This is a genomic window from Mesorhizobium sp. B2-3-4 (assembly GCF_006442315.1).
Classification (GTDB): Bacteria; Pseudomonadota; Alphaproteobacteria; order Rhizobiales; family Rhizobiaceae; genus Mesorhizobium.
This window is the reverse complement of record NZ_VFVY01000007.1, coordinates 148,975-173,046: the sequence shown is the minus strand read 5'-3', so window position 1 is coordinate 173,046 and position 24,072 is coordinate 148,975. Positions and strand designations below refer to the sequence as shown.

At 63.5% G+C, this 24,072-nt stretch carries 19 protein-coding genes; 11 read left to right on the top strand and 8 right to left on the bottom strand.

Annotated features, from left to right (window positions below):
- The first annotated feature begins 3 nt into the window (after positions 1–3).
- The 8 genes from pbpC (at position 4) to FJ967_RS13295 (ending at position 13,402) form a co-directional block, all read left to right on the top strand.
- Positions 4–2,094, top strand: coding sequence for a penicillin-binding protein 1C (pbpC, locus tag FJ967_RS13330; protein ID WP_140732267.1), 2,091 nt, complete (start codon positions 4–6; stop codon positions 2,092–2,094).
- Between the two features lie 40 nt (positions 2,095–2,134).
- The gene (locus FJ967_RS13325; RefSeq protein ID WP_140732265.1) at positions 2,135–2,860 is read left to right on the top strand and encodes a M15 family metallopeptidase; all 726 of its coding nucleotides are present in this window, start codon (positions 2,135–2,137) and stop codon (positions 2,858–2,860) included.
- Positions 2,861–3,066: 206 nt separating this feature from the next.
- Positions 3,067–8,136 carry an autotransporter outer membrane beta-barrel domain-containing protein gene (locus tag FJ967_RS13320; protein ID WP_140732264.1) on the top strand — a complete coding sequence of 1,690 codons (5,070 nt, stop codon included), beginning with the start codon at positions 3,067–3,069 and terminating at the stop codon, positions 8,134–8,136.
- A gap of 79 nt (positions 8,137–8,215) precedes the next feature.
- Positions 8,216–9,319: a TIGR03032 family protein gene (locus tag FJ967_RS13315; protein WP_181175837.1), complete on the top strand. Its 1,104-nt coding sequence runs from the start codon at positions 8,216–8,218 to the stop codon at positions 9,317–9,319.
- A 193-nt stretch (positions 9,320–9,512) separates the two neighbouring features.
- Positions 9,513–10,541: a sulfate ABC transporter substrate-binding protein gene (locus FJ967_RS13310; RefSeq protein ID WP_140732261.1), complete on the top strand. Its 1,029-nt coding sequence runs from the start codon at positions 9,513–9,515 to the stop codon at positions 10,539–10,541.
- Between the two features lie 22 nt (positions 10,542–10,563).
- A complete protein-coding gene (cysT, locus tag FJ967_RS13305; RefSeq protein WP_140732259.1) occupies positions 10,564–11,415 on the top strand; it encodes a sulfate ABC transporter permease subunit CysT in 852 nt (283 codons plus the stop codon).
- Positions 11,408–12,292, top strand: coding sequence for a sulfate ABC transporter permease subunit CysW (gene cysW, locus FJ967_RS13300; RefSeq protein WP_140732258.1), 885 nt, complete (start codon positions 11,408–11,410; stop codon positions 12,290–12,292). The genes cysT and cysW overlap by 8 nt, the downstream gene beginning before the upstream one ends.
- Before the next feature lie 69 nt (positions 12,293–12,361).
- Positions 12,362–13,402: a sulfate/molybdate ABC transporter ATP-binding protein gene (locus FJ967_RS13295; RefSeq protein ID WP_140732256.1), complete on the top strand. Its 1,041-nt coding sequence runs from the start codon at positions 12,362–12,364 to the stop codon at positions 13,400–13,402.
- Positions 13,403–13,513: 111 nt separating this feature from the next.
- Here the strand turns inward: FJ967_RS13295 and FJ967_RS13290 are convergent, their stop codons facing one another.
- A complete protein-coding gene (locus FJ967_RS13290; protein ID WP_140732382.1) occupies positions 13,514–13,999 on the bottom strand; it encodes a GNAT family N-acetyltransferase in 486 nt (161 codons plus the stop codon).
- Positions 13,999–14,280 (bottom strand): DUF1778 domain-containing protein, encoded by a 282-nt coding sequence (locus tag FJ967_RS13285; RefSeq protein WP_140732255.1) that lies wholly within the window; start codon positions 14,278–14,280, stop codon positions 13,999–14,001. Before FJ967_RS13285 ends, FJ967_RS13290 begins: the two co-directional genes overlap by 1 nt.
- Positions 14,281–14,521: 241 nt before the next feature.
- On the opposite strand from FJ967_RS13285, the gene FJ967_RS13280 reads away from it, so the two are divergent.
- The 3 genes from FJ967_RS13280 (at position 14,522) to FJ967_RS13270 (ending at position 17,368) form a co-directional block, all read left to right on the top strand.
- The gene (locus FJ967_RS13280) at positions 14,522–15,505 is read left to right on the top strand and encodes a sulfate ABC transporter substrate-binding protein (protein ID WP_140732254.1); all 984 of its coding nucleotides are present in this window, start codon (positions 14,522–14,524) and stop codon (positions 15,503–15,505) included.
- A gap of 251 nt (positions 15,506–15,756) precedes the next feature.
- Complete coding sequence (locus FJ967_RS13275; RefSeq protein WP_140732252.1) at positions 15,757–16,206, top strand: Rrf2 family transcriptional regulator; 450 nt, start codon at positions 15,757–15,759, stop codon at positions 16,204–16,206.
- A gap of 10 nt (positions 16,207–16,216) precedes the next feature.
- Entirely contained in the window at positions 16,217–17,368 is a 1,152-nt protein-coding gene (locus FJ967_RS13270; protein ID WP_140732251.1) for a hypothetical protein, read from the top strand.
- Here FJ967_RS13270 and FJ967_RS13265 read toward each other — a convergent pair.
- The 6 genes from FJ967_RS13265 to FJ967_RS13240 form a co-directional block, all read right to left on the bottom strand.
- On the bottom strand, positions 17,363–17,911 hold the full coding sequence (locus FJ967_RS13265) for a gluconokinase (RefSeq protein WP_140732249.1): 549 nt from the start codon (positions 17,909–17,911) through the stop codon (positions 17,363–17,365). The genes FJ967_RS13270 and FJ967_RS13265 overlap by 6 nt on opposite strands.
- A gap of 2 nt (positions 17,912–17,913) precedes the next feature.
- A complete protein-coding gene (locus tag FJ967_RS13260) occupies positions 17,914–18,891 on the bottom strand; it encodes an ABC transporter permease (RefSeq protein ID WP_140732247.1) in 978 nt (325 codons plus the stop codon).
- Positions 18,888–19,868 carry an ABC transporter permease gene (locus FJ967_RS13255; RefSeq protein ID WP_140732245.1) on the bottom strand — a complete coding sequence of 327 codons (981 nt, stop codon included), beginning with the start codon at positions 19,866–19,868 and terminating at the stop codon, positions 18,888–18,890. Before FJ967_RS13255 ends, FJ967_RS13260 begins: the two co-directional genes overlap by 4 nt.
- Complete coding sequence (locus tag FJ967_RS13250) at positions 19,865–21,412, bottom strand: sugar ABC transporter ATP-binding protein (RefSeq protein ID WP_140732244.1); 1,548 nt, start codon at positions 21,410–21,412, stop codon at positions 19,865–19,867. Before FJ967_RS13250 ends, FJ967_RS13255 begins: the two co-directional genes overlap by 4 nt.
- Before the next feature lie 76 nt (positions 21,413–21,488).
- Positions 21,489–22,616, bottom strand: coding sequence for a sugar ABC transporter substrate-binding protein (locus FJ967_RS13245; protein ID WP_140732243.1), 1,128 nt, complete (start codon positions 22,614–22,616; stop codon positions 21,489–21,491).
- A 306-nt stretch (positions 22,617–22,922) separates the two neighbouring features.
- Complete coding sequence (locus FJ967_RS13240) at positions 22,923–23,951, bottom strand: LacI family DNA-binding transcriptional regulator (protein ID WP_140732241.1); 1,029 nt, start codon at positions 23,949–23,951, stop codon at positions 22,923–22,925.
- Positions 23,952–24,072: the final 121 nt, after the last annotated feature.

Genomic DNA, 24,072 nt, shown 5'->3' with positions numbered 1-24,072 from the left:
GCCGTGCTCTCCAGGGCATTCCTTCGTCGAACGGCAATCGCGGGAGCCTCGCTGGTCGGGCTCACGGCAATCGCCGTGACCTCCCTCTGGGAGCTCGACCGTGTCTTCCCGCCGCCCTTGCCAGCGGAACTCACCGTTTCCACCGAAGTCCAGGACCGTGACGGCCAGTTGCTTCGCGCCTTCGCCACGCCGGACGGCTATTGGCGGCTCGAGACCCGCCTCGACCAGGTCGACAAGCAGTTCGTCGACATGCTGGTCACCTATGAGGACAAGCGCTTCTGGGACCATGAAGGGGTCGATCTGCTGGCGCTCGGCCGCGCCGCCGGGCAGCTCGTCACCAGCGGCCACATCGTTTCCGGCGGTTCGACCCTCTCGATGCAGCTTGCCCGCCTGATCGAGCCACGCGAAAGCCGCAGCCTTGGCTCCAAGATCAAGCAGATGCTGCGCGCCATCCAGATCGAACGGCGCCTGTCGAAGCGCGAGATCCTCGAACGCTATCTCACGCTGGCCCCCTATGGCGGCAATCTAGAGGGCGTGCGCGCTGCCTCGCTGGCCTATTTCGGCAAGGAGCCGAAACGGCTCACCGTCTCCGAGGCAGCCCTGCTCGTGGCGCTGCCCCAATTGCCGGAAAAGCGCCGGCCCGACCGCAATCTCCAGATCGCCCATGCCGCCCGCGACCGTGTGCTGACCCGCATGGTCTCCTCAGGGCTGATCGGCGAACGCGAGGCCGCACGCGCCGCGCTCGACGATGTCTCGGGCCTGCGGCGCACCTTGCCGGCGCTCGCCGCGCATGCCTCCTACGCGATGCTGCCGAAAGCCATTCCCGGCCAGCCGCTCAAGCTGACGATTCGCAAAAGCGTCCAGCAGGGGCTGGAACAGGTGGCCAGGGACGCCGCCACCAGGCTCGGGCCGCGCCTGTCCGTCGCCATGGTGCTGGCCGATGCCCGCACCGGCGACATTCTGGGCGAAGTCGGCTCGGCCAATTTCTTCGATTCCAGCCGTTCGGGCTGGATCGACATGACCAAGGTCGTGCGTTCGCCGGGTTCCACGCTGAAGCCGTTCATCTATGGCCTTGCCTTCGAGCAGGGACTGGTGGCGCAGGAAACGCTGATCGAGGACAGCCCGGTCGATTTCGGCGGCTACCGGCCGAAGAACTTCGACATGGGCTATCAGGGCGATGTCTCGATCCGCCAGGCCTTGCAACTGTCGCTCAACGTACCGGCGATCCGCGTGCTCGACGCGGTCGGTCCGGCGCGGCTGACGGCGCGCTTCCGCCAGGCGGGCGTCAACCCGATCCTGCCCGTCAACCAGGCGCCGGGTCTCGCCATCGGCCTCGGCGGCGTCGGCGTGACGCTGCGCGATCTGGTCCAGCTCTATACGGGGCTTGCCAATGGCGGCAAGACGCACTCGCTGCGCGACGGCACCGAACCGGCCAATGCCGTGAGCTCAACCACCACCATCCTCAACGACCAGGCCAACTGGCAGATCATCGACATATTGTCGGGCGTGAAGCCGCCTGAAGGCGCCTTGCAGCGCGGCATCGCCTACAAGACCGGCACGTCATACGGCTATCGTGACGCCTGGTCGGTCGGTTTCGACGGCCGCTATGTGCTTGGGGTCTGGGTCGGCCGCCCCGATGCCGGCGCGGTGCCGGGCCTCTCCGGTTATGTCTCAGCCGCCCCGATCCTGTTCGAAGGCTTTGTCCGTTCGGGGCTGGCGACCGTGCCGTTGCCGGGCAAGCCGCCAGGCACCTTCTCGCCCAGGCGCGAGGAGCTGCCGGTGACGCTGGCCCGCTTCGGCGCCGGCGCCGATGGCCTGGTGCAGGCCACGCTTACCGAACCCGCGCCGACCATCATCTTCCCGCCGGACGGCGCGCGCGTCGATCTCGGCACCAACTCGACCGATGCCTCGCCGCTTGTGCTCAAGCTGCAAGGCGGCCGCGCGCCGTTCCGCTGGCTGGCCAACGGCAAGCCGCTCATCGGCCTCGACCGTCGCCGCACCGCGACCTGGCTGCCCGACGGCGCGGGCTATTCGACACTGACCGTCATCGACGCGGTGGGACGGGCGGCCAGCGTGAAAGTCTTCGTCGAATAGGATGTGGCAAGCGATTCAGAGGATTGCACTTCTATGTTGTATGTCCGGCGCGAGGCCCCTCCTGGCAGCATCCTTCCTAGCGCTGGCACTGCTGATATCCCCTTCAGCTCACGCCGCCCCCCTGCCCGCCGGCTTCGTCAGGCTGGCCGATGTCGACCCGACCATCCGTCAGGACATCCGCTACGCCGGTCTCGAAAACTTCCTGCATCGCAAAGCTGATGGCTATGACGCCCCGGTCTGCATCCTCACCGCGCAAGCGGCAAAGGCGCTATCTCGCGTCCAGAAAGCGATGACCGCGAAAGGGCTCATCCTGATCGTGTTCGACTGCTACCGCCCTGCCCGCGCCGTGGCCGATATGGGCGATTGGACGACCGCCGGCGGGCCGCCGGATCCGCAATGGTATCCCAAGGTCGAACGCGGCGATCTCATCGCCAAGGGCTATGTCGGGAAACTATCCAGCCATTCGCGCGGCTCGACCGTCGATGTCGCCATCGCGCGCACCGGCGGTCCGTCCATGGCGAAACCGGTCTGCGGCGCGATCGATGCCGATACGCTCGATTTCGGCACCGGCTTCGACTGTTTCGACCCGATGAGCGAGACGGCGCACCGCCCGCTCGGCGCCGAAGCGGCGGCAAACCGAAAGTTGCTGGTCGCTGTGATGCGTGCCGGCGGGTTCAAGAACTATGCGCGCGAATGGTGGCACTTCACGCTGACATCGGAACCCTTCGCCAGGGAGCGCTTCGATTTTCCCATTACTTCCAATTGAGAACCCCGCCTTTGGCCGGGGTTGGCGCCAAAGTCGTGAAGGGTCCTGAGCCGACTAAATCGTACTAGTACAGCCAGAATTCGGAGTGATGTTGCATTATTACAACACACTTTATCTATCACTAAATTTCTACCTGCAAATAAAAGACTCAAATTGCATTTTTTTTCGGCAGGCGTACCCATCCCTTAGGGTAGGGAGTGCCTCATATGACTTTTTTATCGGGTTTTGACGTCGCGTTCGAGCGCGGGGCTGTTCCGTCGCGTCCAAAACGTCGCCGCCTTCTCCTTCTGGGCACTGCACTTGGCTCGACACTGGCGGCGTTCTCCGCCTCCCCCTCCTTCGCGGCGAACTGCACGCAACCGCCATCGCCCTCCCCCATCACCGTTAGCGGCGCGGCGACCCCGATCTCCTGCACCAACACCGTTCCGCGCACTGCGACGGTAGCCGGCGACAACGCTATCGGCATCGTCACGACAGGCAATGGCAACACGGTCGACATCACCAACAGCGGTCTGCTGACGACGGACCCCGGCTCGCTCATTCCGCAGCCTCCAGGCGGCAGTTTCTCGCAGTCGAAAGGCGCACGCGGCATCTATGCCGGCACCAATGGCATCGGTGCCGACATCACCATCAAGAACACCGGCACGATCAATTCCTACAGCGACAGCATCAAGGCCGTCAGCGCGGCCACGAGCGGCCCGGTGTCGAGCAGCGACACGCATATCAGCATCACCAATTCGGGCAATCTGACCGCCGGCCCCAACGCCGAAGGCATTTTCGCCAACGCCAGCTACGGCTCCAACAACGCCGTGACGATCGACAACACCGGCACCATCCAGACCGGCGCCAGCGCCTCCATGAGCGGAACGTCCTCCGGCATCTTCGCCGATGTCGACGGCGACAATGGCAAGATCAGCGTCACCAACAATGGTGCGATCAGCACGACGGGCGCCAGCGCGGCCGGCATCTCGGCGATCGCCAGCTACTATCACGGCAACAACAGCAGCATCGTCATCAACAACAAGGCCGGCGGCACGATCACGGCGACGGGCGACGCGGCATATGGCATCTTTGCCCAGGCCGGCAGCATCGCGCCGAACAACGCACCGCCCAATCCCGATGATGGCGGCACGGTCAAGATTACCAATGCCGCCAGCGTCACGGCCGGCTACATGGGCGTTGCCGGCTTCACCTATGGCAGCGGCGGCAACATCACCATCGACAACAAGGGCAACATCACCTCCGGCACCGGAGGCTATGACGGCTCCGATGGCATCAAGGCGTCGGCCAACAGCGGCAATTCGACGATCACTGTCACCAACACCGGCAACATCGACACCACCAGCGGTGGCGACAAGTCGGTCGGCATCGAGGCCGTCAACGGTCCCGGGTTCACCGGCTCCAACCTGAAGATTTCGGTTACGAATTCCGGCGACATCACGACCGGCGCGGAATCGGCTGGCATCAAGGCTGCCTCCACCGGTGCCAATGGTGTCGTGACCGTCGACAACAGCGGCAACATCGAGACCGGTGCCAGCGTCTCGACCATCGGCGGCTCGACTGGCATCTTCGCCGATGCCGACGGCGACAACACCAAGGTCAGCGTCACCAACGGCGGCACGATCAGCACGATCGGCACCAGTGCGGCCGGCATCTCGGCGATTGCAAACTATTACCACGGCAACAATGGCAGCGTCGTCGTCAACAACAAGGCGAGCGGCACCATCACCACGACCGGCAACGAGGCCTACGGCATCTTTGCACAGGCAGGCAGTACCAACCCGACCAACTCTCCGCCCAATCCCAACAATGGCGGTACCGTCAAGATCACCAACGCGGCCACCGTCAGCGCCGGCTATATGGGCGTCGCCGGCTTCACCTACGGCACCGGCGGCAACATCACGATCGACAACAAGGGCAACATCACCTCGGGCACCGGCGGCGCCGACGGTTCCGACGGCATCAAGGCGTCGGCCAACAGCGGTAACTCCACCATCACCGTCACCAACAGCGGCAACATCGACACCACCAGCGGCGGCGACAAGTCGGTCGGCATCGAGGCCGTCAACGGTCCCGGCTTCACTGGCTCCAACCTCGCTATCTCCGTCACCAATTCCGGCAACATCACGACAGGGGCGGAATCGGCGGGCATCAAGGCCGCCTCCACCGGCGATAACGGCTCGGTGAGCGTCGACAACAGCGGCACCATCCAGACCGGCGCCAGCGTCTCGACCATCGGCGGTTCGACCGGTATCTTCGCCGATGCCGATGGCGACAACACCAAGGTCAGCGTCACCAACAACGGTGCCATCAGCACGATCGGAACCAGCGCGGCCGGCATCTCGGCAATCGCCAACTATTACCACGGCAACAACGGCAGCGTCGTCGTCAACAACAAGGCCGGCGGCACCATCACCACCACGGGCAACGAGGCCTACGGCATCTTTGCACAGGCCGGCAGTATCAACCCGACCAATTCACCGCCCAATCCCAACAATGGCGGCACCGTCAAGATCACCAACGCGGCCACCGTCAGCGCCGGCTACATGGGCGTCGCCGGCTTCACCTACGGCACTGGCGGCAACATCACCATCGACAACAAGGGCAACATCACCTCGGGCACCAGTGGCGCCGATGGCTCCGACGGCATCAAGGCGTCGGCCAACAGCGGTAACTCCACCATCACGATCACCAACAGTGGCGATATCAACACCGCGGCCGGTGGCGACAAGTCGGTCGGCATCGAGGCCGTCAATGGCCCCGGATTCAATGACACCAACCTGGTCATCTCGGTCACCAATTCGGGCGACATCACGACCGGAGCGGAATCGGCGGGCATCAAAGCCGCGTCGACCGGCGCGAATGGAAAGGTGACGGTCGACAACACCGGCGACATCGAGACGGGCGCCAGCGTTTCGACCAACGGCGGTTCGACCGGCATCTTCGCCGATGTCAACGGCGACAACACACTGGCCACCGTTACCAACAGCGGTCGAATCACGACAAGTGGCGTCACCGCCGCCGGCATTTCGGCAATCGCCAACTACTACGGCGTGACCAGCGGCAACGTCATCGTCCCCACCAACAATGGCAGCGTCGTCGTCAACAACAAGGCCGGGGGCGACATCACCACGACGGGTGCCGACGCCTTTGGCATCTTTGCCCAGGCTGGCAGCGCGAACCCGCAAAACCAGCCCCCCAACGCGAACAATGGCGGCACGGTCACCGTCACCAACGCCGCAACCATAAACTCGGGCGGCAAGGGCATCGGCGCCTATACCTACGGCTCGGATGGCACAGTCACCGTCACCAACAAAGGCGATATCTACTCGGCCAACGAGGAAGGCATCTACGCCAAGTCGAACGGCGCTAACAGCAACGTCATCGTCACCAATTCGGGATCCGTCAACGCTTATGGCGGCGTGGCGGGACTTGCCGCCTATACGAGCGGCGCCGACAGCAATATCGTCATCACCAACAACAAGAATTCCAACCTCTATGGTGTCGGCTTCGGCGTGATTGCCGAGACGACCGGCGCTGCAAGCACGATCACCGTCACGACTGACGGTGACGTGTATGGCGAGATGGGCGGCATCAAGGTCAATTCGACCGGTGGCGCAACCGTCAATGTCGGCACATCAGGCTATGTCGGCGCCGACAACTTCCTCGCCATCAAGTCGACGGTCGGCACGGTCGAGATCAACGACAATGGCATCATTGCGGGCCGCGTCGAGTTGAGCGACGCCGGCAACGTCATGAACATCGATGAGAAAGGCACCTTCCGGGCGTTTACCGACAGCAATTTCGGCGCCGGCAACGACACGCTCAACAATGCCGGCATCGTCAATGCCTCAGGCAGCTATTTCGGCTCATCGCCGAACACCGTCACCCTCACCGGTCTCGAAAACTTCGTCAACGGCAGCCTCGGCTCCGGTCCCGGCCTGACGACGATGATCGACGGCGTGGTCGGCGACAAGCTGACCACGTCAGGCAACTTCACCGGCCAGGGCAATTCCAAGCTCGGCGTCGACACCGATTTCGCGAACAACACCTCGGACACGCTGACGATCGGCGGCAATTCCTCCGGTCACACCAATCTGGTGGTGAACGTTACCGCCATCGCACCCGGCGTGCCGACCGCGACCTTCATTCCGGTCGTCACCGTCACCGGCACGACATCCGACAGCAATTTCGATGTCCCCGCGCCGGTCAACGCCGGTCTGTTCGCCTATGACCTCTTCCTGCAGGGCAACCAGCATGGCCTGCGCTATGTCGGCCTTGGCAATGCCGCGTTCGAACTGCCGGCCGGCATCACCGGCGCGCAGAATGTCTGGCAGGACACCACCGGCTTCTGGCAGGACCGCATGGCGGACCTGCGCACCGAGACGACCGGGACGCATAATGCCGACATGCCCGAGGAGAACCTTAAAACGCGCATGGGTGGCATCTGGGCCCGCGCTTCGGGCGACTGGTCGAGCCAGGATGGCGACACCAGCTACACCGACCCGATTTCGCAGCAGACCGAAACGCTCAATCTCGATCGCCGGCAGCAGACCGGTGCCTTCCTCGGCGGCATCGACATGGGGCTGGAAGGCGTCGCCGGCGGCGACATGCTGTTCGGCGTCATGGCCGGCTACGTCACCTCCAAGCTCGACTTCAAGGCGACGGATGACAGCTGGAACTACAAGGGCGGCACGGTCGGCGCCTATGCGACCTACCTCAGCGGCGGCTTCTATCTCGACGGCCTCGTCAAGGCCGACTTCCTCAACGTCGACATCAACGACAGCCAGGGAGTGATCAACGACAAGGCGAGCACAAACGCCACCAACATCGGCGTGCGCCTCGACACCGGCTATCGTGTCGCCATGGGCTGGGGCTTCATCGAGCCGCAGGCCAGCCTGGAATGGGTCCACACCAGCATGGACTCGGTCTCGATCTTCGGCGGCGATGTCGACTTCCAGAACGGCAGCAGCGGCCGCGCCAGGATCGGCGTGCGGGTCGGCACCGACATGCAGATGAACGGCATGACGGTCAGTCCCGATTTGACGCTGAGCGTCTGGAATCGTTTCGGCGGCAGCAATAGCGTCAACATCGACTTCCCCGGCAATGCCTTCTCGGCCACCGACAGCGTCGGCAACGGCACGTTTGGTGAAGTCGGCGTCGGCGTGAATGTGGCGAGCGCCAGCAACTGGTCCGGCGTGGTGCGCGGCAGCGTCCGCTTCGGCGACCACTACAGCGCCGGCTCCATCGGTGCGGCTATCCGCTACGGCTGGTAATCACGCGGATTGCATTGAAATTCTTGCGCCGGCCCTCGTGGCCGGCGTAGTCATGAATGGGCCTACCCTTGGAGCAAGCGTGAGCACGTCCAACGCCGCCGACGAACCCCCGGTGAAACCGGCCGAGACCGCGCCTGCCGCGCCGGTCGAACAGCACACCAATGTCTCGCTGTCGCGCGGCTTCATCAACTGGCTGGAGACGGCGCAGTGCTCGCTCGCCTTCACCTCCTACCAGACCGGACAGTTGTTCCTGGTCGGTCTTACCGGCGACAGGAAGGCCTCGATCCATCAGACCAACTTCACCAGGGCCATGGGCGTCACCGTGGCGGGCCAGCGCATCGTGCTCGCTTCCGATACGGCGGTATGGCGGCTGGAGAACATCCTTGGCCCCGATCAGGTCGCCAACAATACCTACGACCGGATGTATGTGCCCCGCGCGGCCTCCTACACCGGCGACCTGGACGTTCATGAGCTGGCTGTGCGGGAAGACGGACAGATCGTCTTCATCAACACCAAATTCTCGTGTCTGGCGACACTGAGCCCGACGCATTCCTTCCGGCCGCTGTGGAAGCCTTCCTTCATCAGCAAGCTGGTGCCGGAGGATCGCTGCCATCTCAACGGCCTTGCCATGCAGAACGGCCGCGCCCGCTATGTCAGCGCCATCAGCCGGTCGGATTCAGTCAGCGGCTGGCGCGACCGGCGCTGGGAAGGCGGCATGATCATCGATATCACCGAGGACAAGGTGGTGGTCGACGATCTGTCGATGCCGCATTCGCCGCGCGTCCACGACGGCGCGCTGTGGGTGCTCGATTCCGGCCGCGGCTTTCTGGTCCGCATCAATCCCAAAAACTGGGAAAGACAGAACATCGCCTTCTGTCCCGGCTTTCTTCGGGGCCTGAGCTTTCACGGCCGTTTTGCCATCGTCACCACGTCACTGCCGCGCGACGGCTTGTTCAAAGACCTGCCGTTGCAGGCCAATCTGCAGGCGCGCGACGCCGAGCCGCGCTGCGCGCTCTACATCATCGACCTCCATACCGGTGGCATCGCCGAATGGATCGAGCTCAAGGGGCATATCACTGAACTGTTCGACATCGCCGTCATTCCAGGCTGCCGCTGTCCCTCGTCGGTGCCGCTCAACAGCCCCAACATGGCCTCGCTGATCACCATCGACAGCGAAGGCTGAGCGGATCGCTCCTCCCCGCCTGGATAAGAACATCTGGCGGGTGTAGCCGCGCCGACATCGCCGTGAGGAAGAAATTTCTCCGTGCTGCGAAATTGCGTTGAAGATTTTCTTCAGGAGGGCAAAAAAGGCAACATTCAATGCATCTTATTTCTATCAATTCGGTAGATTTGGCGCGGGTTCAACGGAGGCAGAAATGACCAAACCTCATTTCCGGAAACTGCTCGGCGCGCTGGTCGCCACATCTGTCCAGTTCGGCACGCTCGGTTTCGCGTTTGCCGACACCACCATTCTCAACGTGTCCTACGATCCGACGCGCGAGCTCTACAAGGCCTATGACGAGGCCTTCGCCGCGCACTGGAAGGCCGAGACCGGCGAAACCGTGACCATCCAGCAGTCGCATGGCGGCTCCGGCGCCCAGGCTCGTGCCGTGATCGACGGCCTCGACGCCGATGTCGTGACGCTGGCGCTCGAAGGCGACATCAACGCCATTGTCTCGAAGTCGAAGAAGATCAATCCTGACTGGCGCACGAAATTCGAAAACAATTCAGCGCCTTACACCTCGACCATCATCTTCCTCGTCCGCAAGGGCAATCCCAAGGGCATCCACGACTGGAACGACCTCGTCAAGGACGGCGTCCAGGTGATCACCCCCAACCCCAAGACCTCGGGCGGTGCGCGCTGGAACTATCTCGCCGCCTGGGCCTATGCCAACGCCAATGACGGCGGTGACGAGGCCAAGACCAAGGAATTCGTCGGCAAGCTCTACGCCAATGCGCCCGTGCTCGACACCGGCGCGCGCGGCTCGACCGTGACCTTCGCCCAAAAAGGCCTGGGCGACGTGCTGATCGGCTGGGAAAACGATGCCTATCTGGCGCTCGACGAATTCGGCGCCGACAACTTCGACATCGTCTATCCGCCGACTTCGATTCTGGCCGAACCGCCGGTCGCGGTGGTCGACGCCAATGTCGATGCCAGGGGCACCCGCAAGGTCGCCGAAGCCTATCTGGGCTGGCTGTACTCCAAGGAAGCCCAGACCATTATCGCCAAGAACCACTATCGGCCTTCCAAGCCCGAACTGGTGCCGCCGGAGGATCTCGCCAAGCTGCCGGCGATCAAGCTGGTGACCATCGACGATCCGCAATTCGGCGGCTGGAAGAAAGCGCAGCCTTATCATTTCGGCGACGGTGGTATATTCGACCAGATCTACAAGCCGGCCCAGTGAGCAATATCTAGATCAGGACGACATGACCACAGCACCCGCGCAGGCGGGGTGGCGGTTCAGGCAGCCGAGCGTCATTCCGGGTTTCGGATTGACGCTCGGCTTCTCGCTTGCCTACCTCACCCTCATCATCCTCATCCCGCTGTCCGGGCTGATCTGGCGCTCGGCCGCCCTCGGCTGGACCGATTTCTGGGCCATCGCCACCGATCGCCGCACGATCAATGCGCTTCGGATCAGCTTCGGCACCGCCTTCATCGCGGCTGCCGTCAATGTCGTCTTCGGCACGCTCGTCGCCTGGGTGCTGGTGCGCTACCGTTTTCCAGGCCGCCGCATCGTCGATGCCATGGTCGACCTGCCCTTCGCGCTGCCGACGGCGGTTGCCGGCATCGCGCTGACCACGCTCTACGCACCCAACGGCTGGATCGGCAAGCTGCTGATGCCACTCGGGCTTAAGGTCGCCTATACGCCGCTCGGCATTGTCATCGCCCTCGTCTTCATCGGCCTGCCATTCGTCGTGCGCACCGTGCAGCCGATCATGGAAGAGATCGACAAGGAGGTGGAGGAAGCCGCCGCCACGCTCGGCGCCAGCCGCTTCCAGATCATCACCCGCGTGCTGTTTCCCGGCCTTGCGCCTGCCATCATCACCGGCTTCTCGCTCGCCTTCGCGCGCGGCGTCGGCGAATATGGCTCGGTCATCTTCATCGCCGGCAACCTGCCCTACAAATCCGAAATCGCGCCGCTGCTGATCGTCATCCGGCTCGAGGAATACAATTATCCCGCGGCAACCGCGATCGCGGCAATCATGCTGGCGCTGTCGTTCCTCATGCTGTTGATCGTCAATCTGGTGCAGACATGGAGCCGCAAGCGCTATGGCTGACCCCGAGATCAAATCCTGGGAACCGCATCACGACAGCAAATCGGCGGCGGTGACCGAAAGCCGGCCGGCACAGGCCGTGCTGATGGCCATTGTCTTCGTCTTCCTCGCCGTCTTCCTGCTGCTGCCGCTGATCATCGTCTTCAAGGAAGCCTTCGCCAAGGGCATCGGCACCTATCTGCAATCGCTTGGCGACGCCGACACGCGTTCGGCGATCCGCCTGACCTTGCTGGTGGCGGCGATCTCGGTGCCGCTCAACATCGTCTTCGGCATCTCGGCCGCCTGGGCCATTGCCAAGTTCGAGTTCAAGGGCAAGGCTTTCCTGACCACGCTGATCGACCTGCCCTTCTCGGTCTCGCCGGTCATTTCGGGTCTGGTCTACGTGCTGCTGTTCGGCGCTCAGGGACTGCTCGGCGAATGGCTGAAGGGTCATGGCATCCAGATCCTGTTCGCCGTGCCGGGCATCGTGCTGGCCACCGTCTTCGTCACCTTCCCCTTCGTCGCCCGCGAACTGATCCCGCTGATGCAGGAACAGGGCAATGGCGACGAGGAAGCCGCCCTTTCGCTCGGCGCCAATGGCTGGCAGACCTTCTGGTACGTGACCTTGCCCAACGTCAAATGGGGCCTGCTCTATGGCGTGCTTCTGTGCAATGCGCGCGCCATGGGCGAGTTCGGCGCGGTTTCGGTGGTGTCGGGCCATATCAGGGGCCTGACCAACACCATGCCGCTGCATGTCGAAATCCTCTACAACGAGTACAATGCCGTCGGCGCCTTCGCCGTCGCCTCGCTGCTTGCCGGGCTGGCGCTCGTCACGCTGGTCTTGAAAACATTGCTCGAGATGCGCTACGGCGCCGAACTCGCCGCGACGCGCGGGCACTAATGCATGCCGCCCAAAAGTGGAGGCCGGTTTTGGGGCAACGACATGCATGAACTAAAAGAGGTTCTTTAGATGGAAGTTCGCGTTGCCAATGTGCGCAAGGAGTTCGAGCGGTTTCCGGCGCTCCACGACGTGTCGCTCGACATCAAGTCGGGCGAACTGATCGCGCTGCTCGGTCCATCCGGCTCCGGCAAGACGACGCTGCTCAGGCTGATCGCCGGGCTGGAGCGCCCGACGCGCGGCAAGATCTTCTTTGGCGACGAGGACGCTTCGCAGAAGTCCATCCAGGATCGCAATGTCGGCTTCGTGTTCCAGCACTACGCCCTGTTCCGCCACATGACGGTGGCCGACAATATCGGTTTCGGCCTCAAGGTCCGGCACGGACCGTCGCGGCCGCCGGCTCAGGAAATCCGCCGCCGCGCTTCGGAACTGCTCGACCTCGTCCAGTTGTCGGGTCTGGAGAAACGCTATCCGGCGCAACTTTCGGGCGGCCAGCGCCAGCGCGTGGCGCTGGCGCGCGCCATGGCCATCGAACCCAAGGTGCTGCTGCTTGACGAGCCGTTCGGCGCGCTTGACGCGCAGGTGCGCCGGGAATTGCGCCGCTGGCTGCGCGAAATCCATGACGCCACCGGCCACACCACCGTCTTCGTCACCCACGACCAGGAGGAGGCGCTTGAGTTGGCCGACCGTGTCGTGGTGATGAGCCAGGGACGCATCGAGCAGGTCGGCACCGCCGACGACATCTACGACACGCCGAACTCCCCCTTCGTCTACGGTTTCATCGGCGAATCCAGCTCGCTTCCGGTCAAGGTCGAGAATGGCGAGATCTGGCTGGCCGACCGCCCGATCGGATTGCAGGCGCCGCATGCGTCCTCGGGAGATGCGACGCTGTATTTCCGTCCGCATGACGTCGAATTGCTGGATGGCTGCAGCGGCTGCATCGCCGGCACGGTCGCCGCCAGCCGCCGCGTCGCCGGCACGCGCCGCGTCGAGCTGGAGATCGGCGGCGAACGCCAGCGGGTCGAGATAGAGCTACCGGTAGGCCATCCGGCGGCGCAAAAGAGCCGCGTGGCGTTCCGGCCCGGTCGCTGGAAACTGTTTCCGGCGGCGTAAAACAATTCCAGGAAAAGTATATAAAGGTTTTCTCGGGAACAGAGCATAGCGCTTTCCCTGGAAAGCCGTGTAAAAACAAATGGTTATGGTAGCTCGGCGATTCCATCGAACCTACTCTTTCGCCAACCCCTTCAACGACAGCACCAAAGTCATCGGATTTTTCGGGGAAGCCGCGAAGCCATAGTGCTCATAGAAGGCTTTGGCCTCATCCGATATGGCATGAACGAAGATGCCGCGAATCCCAAGGATCGTCGCGGCGTGAGCGGCGCGCAGAACAGCGTCCCGCAGCAGCGCGGCCCCTAGTCCCTTCCTTTGCCAGCCAGCGTCCACGGCGAGTCGCCCGAGCACAACCATTGGGATAGGGTCAGGCATGTTGCGGCGGATGGGGCCAGGCGCCGCTGCAAGATCAAGCCCACCCGAAGACAGGCAATAGTAGCCGACAACACGTGGGCCTTCCGCCACCACATAGGTACGCGACGCGCCACCGATCTGGTTGGCCCGAGCCCTACGACGAAGCCATTGATCAAGGCTTTCCGTGCCACTTTGGAATAGTCCGAGATCGTGGCTATCGATCAGAGGCGTCGGCGCCGATAGCATCAATCCTGCCATGGTTTGGGGGCGTTCATAAGGCGCGCAAAACCTTCCCCGCTCGGCGGTTCATCAAGGATGTCGAGATAGCGCTGATAACTCTCGGGATCCACCTTGATCAGGGTCTGGTCGAGTAGCGTGTCCTCAGCTGCTCGATAGGCCGCATCGATCATGAAATCGGAGCGGGTTTTCCCCCGTATTTTCGCGGCACGGTCAATCAGCATGCGCATGTCCTCCCGGATGCGCAGATTGACAGGCTTGGCGTGGGTCTCAGGTGCGGCCTTTGTCATGAAAGACTCCTTTTCGGCACCATAGCATGCCCTGCATACACAATGTGTATCTATTTTATCAGGAAGGGACTGTACGCATGGCCAGACAAAGTGACTCCACTTGGAAGAAAATCCTACGATCGGCCCATTACGGCAACGGTTTTTCTAGCAATGAGCACCAAGCTTTAAGACCCATGCCTCGCCCTGACCCATGCGCCACGGCTATGGTCGAGCCATAACCGCATTGCATCCGGAGCTTTTCATGAAGCGATTTTTCCTCGGCGCAGCCGCCGCCGGCCTTCTCCTCGCATCTTCCCAGGCTTGGTCCGCCGACAAGCTGCTGAACGCGTCCTACGACGTCGGCCGCGAACTGTTCGTGCAGGTCAACAAGGCCTTCATCGAGAAGCATCCGGGCGTCAGCATCGACCAGTCGCATGCCGGCACATCGGCACAGGCGCGCGCCATCGCAGAAGGCCTCGGCGCCGATGTCGTCACCTTCAACCAGGTCACCGACGTCGACTTCCTGGTCAAGAAGGGTCTCGTCTCCGCCGACTGGCAGAAGGATTTCCCCGACAACGCCTCGCCCTTCTATTCGCTTCCGTCCTTCCTCGTGCGCGCCGGCAATCCCAAGCACATCAAGGATTGGAACGACCTTGTGCGCGACGATGTGCAGGTGATCTTCCCCAATCCGAAGACGTCGGGCAATGCGCGCTACACCTATCTGGCCGCCACCGCCTACGCCAAGGAAGCCTTCAAGGGCGACGACGCCAAGGTGAAGGAGTTCATCACCAAGCTTTTCAACAACGTGCCGATCTTCGACACTGGCGGGCGCGCCGCGACCACCACCTTCGTGCAGCGCGAGATCGGCGACGTGCTGATCACTTTCGAATCCGAGACGCGCGGCATCCGCAAGGAATATGGCGACGACAAGTTCGAGCAGGTCACACCTTCGGTCAGCCTTCTGGCGGAGTTCCCGGTGGCGATCGTCGACAAGGTCGCGGACGAGCACGGCACGCGCGATCTGGCCAAGAGCTATCTCGACTTCCTCTATACGCCCGAAGGCCAGGGCATCGCCGCCGACAATGGCCTGCGCGCCCGCGACGCGGCTGTCGCGGCCAAATACAAGGCCGATTTCCCGGATGTGCGGCTGCTGACGGTGGAGGACGTCTTCGGCGGTTGGGACAAGGTCCAGAAAGAGCATTTTGCCGCCGGCGGCCTGCTCGACCAGGCTTATGGCAGCCGGTAAAGCCGCCGCGGCCCAATGGAAGATCACAAAAGCCGGCCCCGGGCCGGCTTTTCTCGTTCATGCGGTGCGACACGGCAGATCCGGCGCTCCGCGTGCAAAACGTTACAAAGAATCAACGCGTTTGTGCCTAACATGCCCTGCAATGGCTTGTTTTCGCGAATCGGCAGCGTGCAGGGGCAAAGCCGTCATCATTTGCACACAAACAGCCTCCAGATGCGGGGCGGTTGGGGCTTTAGCGGGTTGATCAGGGCATGCTGACGAAAAAAGGCAAATACGGCCTCAAGGCCCTCGTGCATCTTTCCAATCTTCCGGTTGGCCAATTGGCCTTCGTCAACGACATCGCCGTCTCCAATAACATCCCGAAGAAATTTCTCGATGCCATCCTGGGCGAATTGCGCAACGCCGGCTTTGTCCAGAGCCGCAAGGGCAAGGAAGGCGGCTATCGCCTCGCCCGGCCGGCCTCCGAGATCAAGATCGGCCATGTCGTGCGTGTCCTCGATGGTCCGCTGGCGCCGATCCCATGCGCCAGCCGCACGCAATATCAGCGCTGCGAGGACTGCGACGAGGCGACCTGCCAGGTCCGCCACATGATGCTGGAAGTGCGCCAGGCGATCGCAGAGGTGTTGGACAACAGAAGCCTCGCCGCCATGCGCGATGCCGACAATGACGATTTTCCGGTCGAGCTGACATCCCAGATATAGAGCCGGGCGAATGAGGCTGTCGAGGTTCACGAAATCCCGAAAAGCCGAACGCAAGCAACCATCGACCGCCAGTTTTCGCACTGAGATCATCGCCGATGTCTTCGTCCCCGACTATGGCGAGGACGTGCGCTTTTTCAGCCGCAAGATAGTCGATCCCGGCAGGCTCCGCGGCTTCTCGACCAGGGATTCTCGCGAAGGTCTGGTTGCCCTCTTCTATCTCGCCGTCGCGGCGGCACTGCCGGTGCGATGCTGGGCGCCGATCTGCGATTGGGCGTCAAGGTTTCGCCTGAAGCGCCATATGCGCAAGGATTTCCACGGCTATGCCGCCGCGGCGCAAGCGGTGCTCGGCAATGGTATCGATGCGCGCCAGCTTTTCGAGGCATTGCTGGCGGCGCGCCATCGTCGGCGCATGCAACTTGCCGCGCACCTGGTCGCCCGCCGCTGGAAGCCGACGATCCGGCTGGAAGGACTGGAGGGTCTGCAGGCGGCCTTGCGGCGCGGTCATGGCGCGATCCTCTGGTGCGATCAGTTCACCGCCCAGACCATGATCGGCAAGCGCGCCATATACGAGGCCGGCATCGAGGCGCATCAGGTCAGCGTCGACACGCACGGCGTGTCCGAGACGGCCTTTGGGCTGCGCTTCCTCAACCCGCCATTGGTCGATGTCGAGAACCGGTTTCTGAAAAGCCGGATCGTCTTCGACCGCGACGACGCCTATCAGGTCACCATCCGCATCCAGAAGATGCTGAGGCAGAACGGCGTCGTGATGATGACCAACACCATCCACGCCGGCTCGACCTTCACCGAAGTCGCGCTGGGCGAGAGGGGCTGGACGCATCTTGCCTCGGCACCGGCGAATTTCGCCGCCCGGGGCAAGACGGCGCTCTTTGCCATGTCGACTTTCGAGGTGGTGCCCTTCCAGGAATACCGGGCTGTGCTAAGCCCCGAATTTGTGCCGGCGATACCGGCGCCCTCCTCGGTGGACGCAGCCAGGGACGGAGCCAAGAACATGGCGCTGCAGGCACACTACATCCTGCTCAAGCGCGACCGATTGCTGGAAGCGCTGAAGGCATACCCGGAGCAGATGATGTCCTGGTCCCGCCATGAACGGATGACGGAAGCGCAGGACAGCATTGCCATCGGTTCTGAAGAAGGCTCATGACCGGCGCATCGAGCGCATTGCCTGCGCGACGAGCTCGGCGACCGGCCGCGTCGCGTCAAGCGTCAGCGCCTGCTCATCGACGCCCGGCGGATCGAGGATGGCGAATTGGCTGTCGACCAAACTTGCCGGCATGAAATGGCCCTTGCGGTTGCCAACGCGCCGCCGCGCCGTGGCCGGATCGATCTCCAGATAGAGGAAGACGATGCCGGGGCAAAAACCGCGCAGGCGCTCACGGTAGCGCCGCTTCAGCGCCGAGCAGGCGGCGACCGCGCCTTGCCCTTTGTCAACCGAGGCCGCGATCTGCGCGCCGATCGCATCGAGCCAGCCTTCGCGCAACTGGTCGGTGAGCGGCTCGCCACGTGCCATGCGGGCGACGTTTTCGGACGGGTGCAGCCGGTCGCCCTCGATGAAGACGGCACCCATTGCGGTTGCCAGGGCGATACCGACGGCTGACTTGCCGCAGCCGGCGACGCCCATCACGACGATGGCCGCAGGCACCGCGCCGGGAGCGCCCGTCGGCGCCTCTGCTGTCTTTTCGTCCACTGTCAGCGGCTTGCCGGCGCGCGGCCATAAAGCAGCAGCATGGCGACGATGACGACGCCATAGATAATCTGCCGCCCCGCCTCCGGCATCTGCATGACCGACAGGATGGACTGCAGCAGCGTGATCAGGATCACGCCGGCGACGGTGCCGAGATAGGAACCACGCCCGCCCAGGATGGAGGTACCGCCAAGCACGACCGCCGCGATCGACGGCAAGAGATAGGCGTCCCCCATCGACTGCGCCGCCTTGGAGGCGTAACCGGCCAGCAGCACGCCACCGAAGGCCGACAGCCCGCCGGAGGCCGCGAAGGCGATCATCACCACGCGTCTGGTGTCGATGCCGGAGAGATAGGCCGCCCGCTCTCGATTGCCGATGCCGTAGACCGCACGGCCAAAGCCGGTCCGGGTCAGCACGAACACCATTGCCGCGCCGATAAGCGCCCAGATGATGACCGCGTTTGGCACGCCTGGAATGGCGAAGCCGGTTGCCAGATAGCGCATGGCGCCGGTCGCCGAATCCTGCGGCGAGAAGCCGCCGGTATAGACCACCATCAACCCTTGCGCGACGGCGTTGGTGGCCAGCGTGATGATCATCGAGGGAATGCGCAGATAGGCAACGCCGATGCCGTTGACGATGCCGATCAGCACGCCGCAAAAGATGCCGAACGGGATCGCCAGCGCCACGCCGGACGGACCGTAGGCGGCCGCCGCGCACGCCATCATCGCGCCCGCCGCCACCGACCACGGCACCGACAGATCGATCTGGCCGAGCAGGATGACCAGCATCATGCCGGTGGCGATGACGCCGAGGAAAGAGGCTACCTTGAGCTGCTGCAGGAGATATTCAGGCGACAGGAAGCTGCGCGAATAGAGGCTGCCCACCAACAGCAGCACCACGATGCAGGCAAAGGCGGTCAGCACCGCCGGGTCGGCGCGGCGGATGAATTTGGGCATGCGGCCGGCAAGGGTCATGTCGCTCACAAGAACCACTCCAACCGGTTGCGGACCCGAAACAGGGCGAAAGCGCCGAGGCTGACGGCGACCAGCAGGATAACGCCCTGGAACAGCGGTTGCCAGAGCGGATCGAAATCGAAGACGAACAGCAGGTCGCCAATGGTACGGAACGCGAGCGCGCCGAAGATGGCGCCGATGGCGCTGCCCTTGCCGCCGAACAGCGACACACCGCCAAGCACGACCGCGGCGATCGAGAACAGCGTGTAGGAATTGCCGCTCGCATAGGCCGCCTCGCCCGTATAGGTGAAGAAGGTCAGGAACAGGCCGCCGATCGATGCCAGCAGTCCGGCCAGCGTGTAGGCGGCGAACTTGCCGCGCCTTATCGGCACGCCGGACATGTATGCCGCCGTTTCCGACGACCCCGCCGCATAGGCCGCGCGGCCGAGCACCGAGCGGCTGAACGGTACCCAGATCACCAGCACGATGGCGAGCAGCACGACCAGGCTTGCCGGTACCACGCCAAACACACGGCCGGTCAGCGCGTCGGCGAGGTCTTCATTGACCGAACCGCCCGGGAAGGGCCGCAGCAGAAGGCCGATGCCGTAATAGACAGCTCCGGTAGCGATGGTGGCGACGATCGGCTGCAGCCGTCCGTAGATGACGATGGCGCCGTTGATCGCGCCGCACACGAGCCCTACGGCCAGCACGGCGACGACGCCGAGCGCCGTCTGCGTCGGCATACCCACCACCAGCCAGGACGCCAGGCAGTTGGTCAGGAGAAAGATCATGCCGACGGACAGGTCGATGCCGGCGGTGATCACCACCAGCGTCTGCGCCATGGCGACGAAGGCGAGCAGCACGCCCTTGTTGGCCGCCGTCTGCACCACATTGGCGGTGAAACCCGCCGGATGATTGGAGGTGTAGATGACGAACATGACGATGAAGATGCCAAGCGCCAGCAGCGTTCCGCGCTGCTCGGCCAGCCAGTAGCGCGAATCCCTCACACGCTTGCTCCCAGGCCCACCGGGCTCTCCTCGCCATGGATGTTGAGCGCGCTCGATATCAGCGCCCGCTCGGTGATCTCGGCGCCGACCAGCTCGCGCTTGACCGCCCCGTCATAGAGCACCAGAACCCGGTCGCAGCAGCCGATCAGCTCGTCATAGTCGGTCGAATAGAACAGGATTGCCGCGCCGGCATCCGCAAGCTTGCGCATCAGCTGATAGATCTCCTGCTTGGTGCCGACATCGATGCCGCGTGTCGGGTCGTTGAGCAGGATGATGCGCGGTTGGCGCATCAGCCATTTGGCGATGACCACCTTCTGCTGGTTGCCGCCCGACAGCGCGCCGACCGGAATATCGAGCCCCGCCGTCTTGATTGCCAGCAGGCCAACCATGTCGTCGATCAGCCGCTGTTCGGCGACGCGGTCGATGATGCCGCCCTTCGACAACCGGTCGAGCGCGGCGAAGGATAGGTTTTCGCGCACCGTCATCGGCAGCATCAGGCCTTCGGTCTTGCGGTCCTCCGGGATGAGCGCCATGCCGATGCCGTCCTCGCGGGCCGCCGCCGGGCTGCTGATCGCCGCCGGCTTGCCGTCGATCAGCACTTCGCCCGACAGGCCGCGCAGCACGCCGAAGAAGGCAAGCAGCAACTCCCGCTGGCCCTGGCCGTCGAGCCCGCCGAGGCCGACGACCTCGCCTGCCCTGACGGTTAGCGAAATGTCGTGCAGCCGGTCGGCCCATGACAGCTTGCGCGCCTCGAGCCTGGGGGGCGCATTTGCTGGCGCCGCCGCCGTTTTAGGCGGGAAGATATGGCTGTACTCACGGCCGATCATCAGTTCGACCACCTCATTGTCGCTCTTCGAGCCGGCCTTGTAACTGGCGACATTGCGACCGTTGCGGAACACCGTGCACTGGTCGGCGAGTTCGGCGATCTCGTTCATGCGGTGTGAGATGTAGAGCAGCGCCAATCCTTCCGAGCGCAGCCGCTTCAGCACGCCGAAAATCTTGGAGACGTCCGCCGCCGTGAGTGCCGAAGTCGCCTCGTCGAGGATGAGGATGCGCGGCTTGCGGGCGAGCGCCTTGGCGATCTCGACCATTTGCCTGCGCGACAGCGGCAGGTCCTTGACCAGCGCCAGAGGATGGATGTCGGCCGCACCGGCGCGCGCCAGCGCGTCCTCTGCGATGCGCCGCTGTGCCTTGCGGTCGATCATGCCGAAGCGTTTGGGCGGGTCCGATATGACGATATTATCGGCGACGCTGAGCTCGGGGATCAGCGACAGTTCCTGGAAGATGCAGACGATACCGGCCTTGTTCGCCGCTCCGGGCGAGGCGAAGGTCACCTCGCGCCCGTCCAGCATCATGCGGCCCTCATCGGGCGCGACCACGCCCGACATGACCTTGATCAGCGTCGACTTGCCGGCGCCATTTTCGCCGAGGATGGCATGGATGCTGCCGGCCTCGACCGACAGTTCGGCCTTTTCCAGCGCCCGCACGCCGCCATAGCGCTTGGAGATGCCTTCCATGCGAAAGAGTGCTGCCGCACCGTCCATCAACCCTCCCGGGGCATTTCAAGAGTGAGGGGTGGCGCCGCGGGGGTGAGCCGCAGCGCCGGATGAGAGGAAGGGACTACTGGTTTTCCTTGGTCTGCCCCATGATTTCCTGGGCGCTGAAATTGATGCCGCAGGTCGGGAAAGAGTTGCCGACAAAGAAATTGTCGGATTCCTTCGGGAAGTAATCCGTGCCTTCCTTCATGTCCGGATCCGTGGCGACGGCAAGAGGCAGCTTCACCTCCTGCGGCACCACCTCGCCCTCGAGTGCGGCGATCGCCGTCTTGATGGCGACGGCGACCTGCGCCGGGCCCGAGCCGGCGGAGGTGCATTTCAGGCCATCGGCCGAATGCGCCGCGCAGAACTTGCGGAAGCCGTTTTCCGTCTCGCCGCCGAAGGGCACGAAGGGATGCTTGGCGTCGATCATCGCCTGGACGATGCCGGTGTCCCCGCCCTGCCCGGTGATGCCGTCGAACGGACCGTTGGTGGCGATCGCGTCGGCGGTCACCTTCTGTGCCACGCCGTCGTCCCACTTGCCGGCGACTTCGGTCACGTCCCATTTCTTACCCGAGGCGTCGAGCACTTCGTGGATGCCGTTGTGGCGGTCGGTGTCGACCGATGTGCCGGCGACGCCGCGCACTTCGAGGATCTTGCCGCCGTTCGGCACCTTCTCGACCAGCCACTTGGCCCACAATTCGCCAAGGCCCTTCTGGTCGACATTGACGTTGATGGCGTCCTTGGTGTCGAGGATGTTGTCGAAGGCGACCAGCACGATGCCGGCCTCCTTGGCGCGCTTGATGACCGGCCCGAAAGCGGTCGGGTTCTGCGCGTCGGTGACGATGGCGTCATAGCCGGAATCGATGAAATTGTTGATCGCCGAAATCTGCGCCGGCACATCCTCGCCGGTCGACACAACCTTGAATTCCTTGATCTTTGCCTTGACGTCTGGCTGTGCCGCGTAGGCCTTGGCCGTCTGCACCATCTGGATGCGCCAGGTGTTGGCGATATAGCCATTGGCGAAGGCGATGCGGAACGGACCTTCCTTCTTTGGATATTTGAAGAACTTCGTATCCGCGCCCCAGGGCGCGAAACAGTCGGCCTGGGCGGCGGGGCCGGAGACGATCTCAGGGCCGGCGGCCATGGCGGCCGAATTGAGCATGACGAATGCGCTGGCGGCAACAATGCCACCGACGAGTGACTTGATCATCGATAATCCTCCCGATTGCAGTTCTGATTGTCTGTTCAGTTCTATGCAATTTTTGCGTTCCGGCTGGCGCCCTCCCGCCTTGCCCATCATGGCCTCCAGGTGCCGAAGACCTCCGCGCTCCCTCCCCTTGGCCGTCCCCATCAGTCGCAGAAACTTATCATATTATCCATAATAAACAAGCATCAGCTGTCGCTTATGTATAATAAACAGGAGTCAATCGCTCAACGACAAAGCCTGCCGAGAGAAATGGTAGCGCTACCATGACGTTGTGTAAAGCACCATTCGGGTGCGTTCCCGAAACTGTGTTCAGCGCGCCGTGCTCTCGCGGCGCTTCAGCTCGAAGCCAAGATCGGCGATCCGCTCTTGCGGCCTGTTTCCGGATATCGCGGCAAGCGCCATGGCGACCGCCCGCCTGCCGATTTCATAGCGATGGGTGCGGATGCTGGTGACCGAGGGAAAGGCCACCTGCATCATGTCTAGATCGTTGAAGCCGACAATGCCGATCGTCTTCGGCACGTCGATCGAAGCGCGATGGCATTCGAACAGCACGCCGAGCGCGATGTCGTCATTGTTGCAGAACACACCATCCAGCGTCGGCATCTTGGCCAGCGCGTCGCGGAACAGTTCGCGGCCCAGCGACACGCTGGACAGCACCGGCGTGGTGGTGATCAGCCGCGGGTCCAGCAGGCCGGCCTTCTCCATTGCCACCCTGTAACCGGCCAGGCGCCGCTGCGAGCGCGGATCCATGCGCGCACCGATGAAACCGATCCGGCGATATCCCGCCTCGATCAAGTGCTCGGTAGCCGCCCTGCCGCCGTCGAGATGCGAGAAACCGACCATCATGTCCACGGGATCAGGCCCGGTCTCCATCACCTGGACCACCGGGCACCCGGCATTCTCCAGCAGTTTTCGTGAGGCAGGCGTCTGATCGATGCCGGCGACGATCAGCGCGGCCGGCCGCTGCGAGCCGAACACCTGCAGCAGCCGCTCCTCTTCCAGTCCGGAATAGTGCGTGTTGCCGAGCTGGATGCGGAACGGACTGTCCGACAGGCTGTCATAGATGCCGCGAACCACCTCGGCGAAGACGTTGTTGGTCAGCGACGGCACCAGCACGCCGAACACCTCCGCCCGCGCCGAGGCCAGCGCCCGCGCATTGGGGTCCGGCACGTAGCCGAGCTCTTCGACGGCGGCCTGGATCTGGCGGCGCAGTTCCTCGGAAACGCGCTCCGGCTCGCGCAACGCGCGCGAAACGGTGATGGCGCCGACGCCGGCCTTGCGTGCCACATCCGATATGGTCGGGCGGCCGCCGCCCCGGCGCGAGCGCGGCTTGATCAAGGCCTTGGACCATGCGCGTGGCCACTGACCCGCAATGCGATCTTTCCAGCCGTCGCCATCTTACCAGCCTGTTGCCGCACCCATCGGCTCTTGGCGTCGCGCAGTGACCGGCTGTTGTCAA

Coding starts and splice junctions, on each gene's coding strand:
- FJ967_RS13325 (WP_140732265.1), top strand. CDS start 2,135: ATGTCCGGCGCGAGGCCCCTCCTGGCAGCATCCTTCCTAGCGCTGGCA.
- FJ967_RS13320 (WP_140732264.1), top strand. CDS start 3,067: ATGACTTTTTTATCGGGTTTTGACGTCGCGTTCGAGCGCGGGGCTGTT.
- FJ967_RS13310 (WP_140732261.1), top strand. CDS start 9,513: ATGACCAAACCTCATTTCCGGAAACTGCTCGGCGCGCTGGTCGCCACA.
- cysT (WP_140732259.1), top strand. CDS start 10,564: ATGACCACAGCACCCGCGCAGGCGGGGTGGCGGTTCAGGCAGCCGAGC.
- cysW (WP_140732258.1), top strand. CDS start 11,408: ATGGCTGACCCCGAGATCAAATCCTGGGAACCGCATCACGACAGCAAA.
- FJ967_RS13295 (WP_140732256.1), top strand. CDS start 12,362: ATGGAAGTTCGCGTTGCCAATGTGCGCAAGGAGTTCGAGCGGTTTCCG.
- FJ967_RS13290 (WP_140732382.1), bottom strand. CDS start 13,999: ATGCTATCGGCGCCGACGCCTCTGATCGATAGCCACGATCTCGGACTA.
- FJ967_RS13285 (WP_140732255.1), bottom strand. CDS start 14,280: ATGACAAAGGCCGCACCTGAGACCCACGCCAAGCCTGTCAATCTGCGC.
- FJ967_RS13280 (WP_140732254.1), top strand. CDS start 14,522: ATGAAGCGATTTTTCCTCGGCGCAGCCGCCGCCGGCCTTCTCCTCGCA.
- FJ967_RS13275 (WP_140732252.1), top strand. CDS start 15,757: ATGCTGACGAAAAAAGGCAAATACGGCCTCAAGGCCCTCGTGCATCTT.
- FJ967_RS13270 (WP_140732251.1), top strand. CDS start 16,217: ATGAGGCTGTCGAGGTTCACGAAATCCCGAAAAGCCGAACGCAAGCAA.
- FJ967_RS13250 (WP_140732244.1), bottom strand. CDS start 21,412: ATGGACGGTGCGGCAGCACTCTTTCGCATGGAAGGCATCTCCAAGCGC.
- FJ967_RS13245 (WP_140732243.1), bottom strand. CDS start 22,616: ATGATCAAGTCACTCGTCGGTGGCATTGTTGCCGCCAGCGCATTCGTC.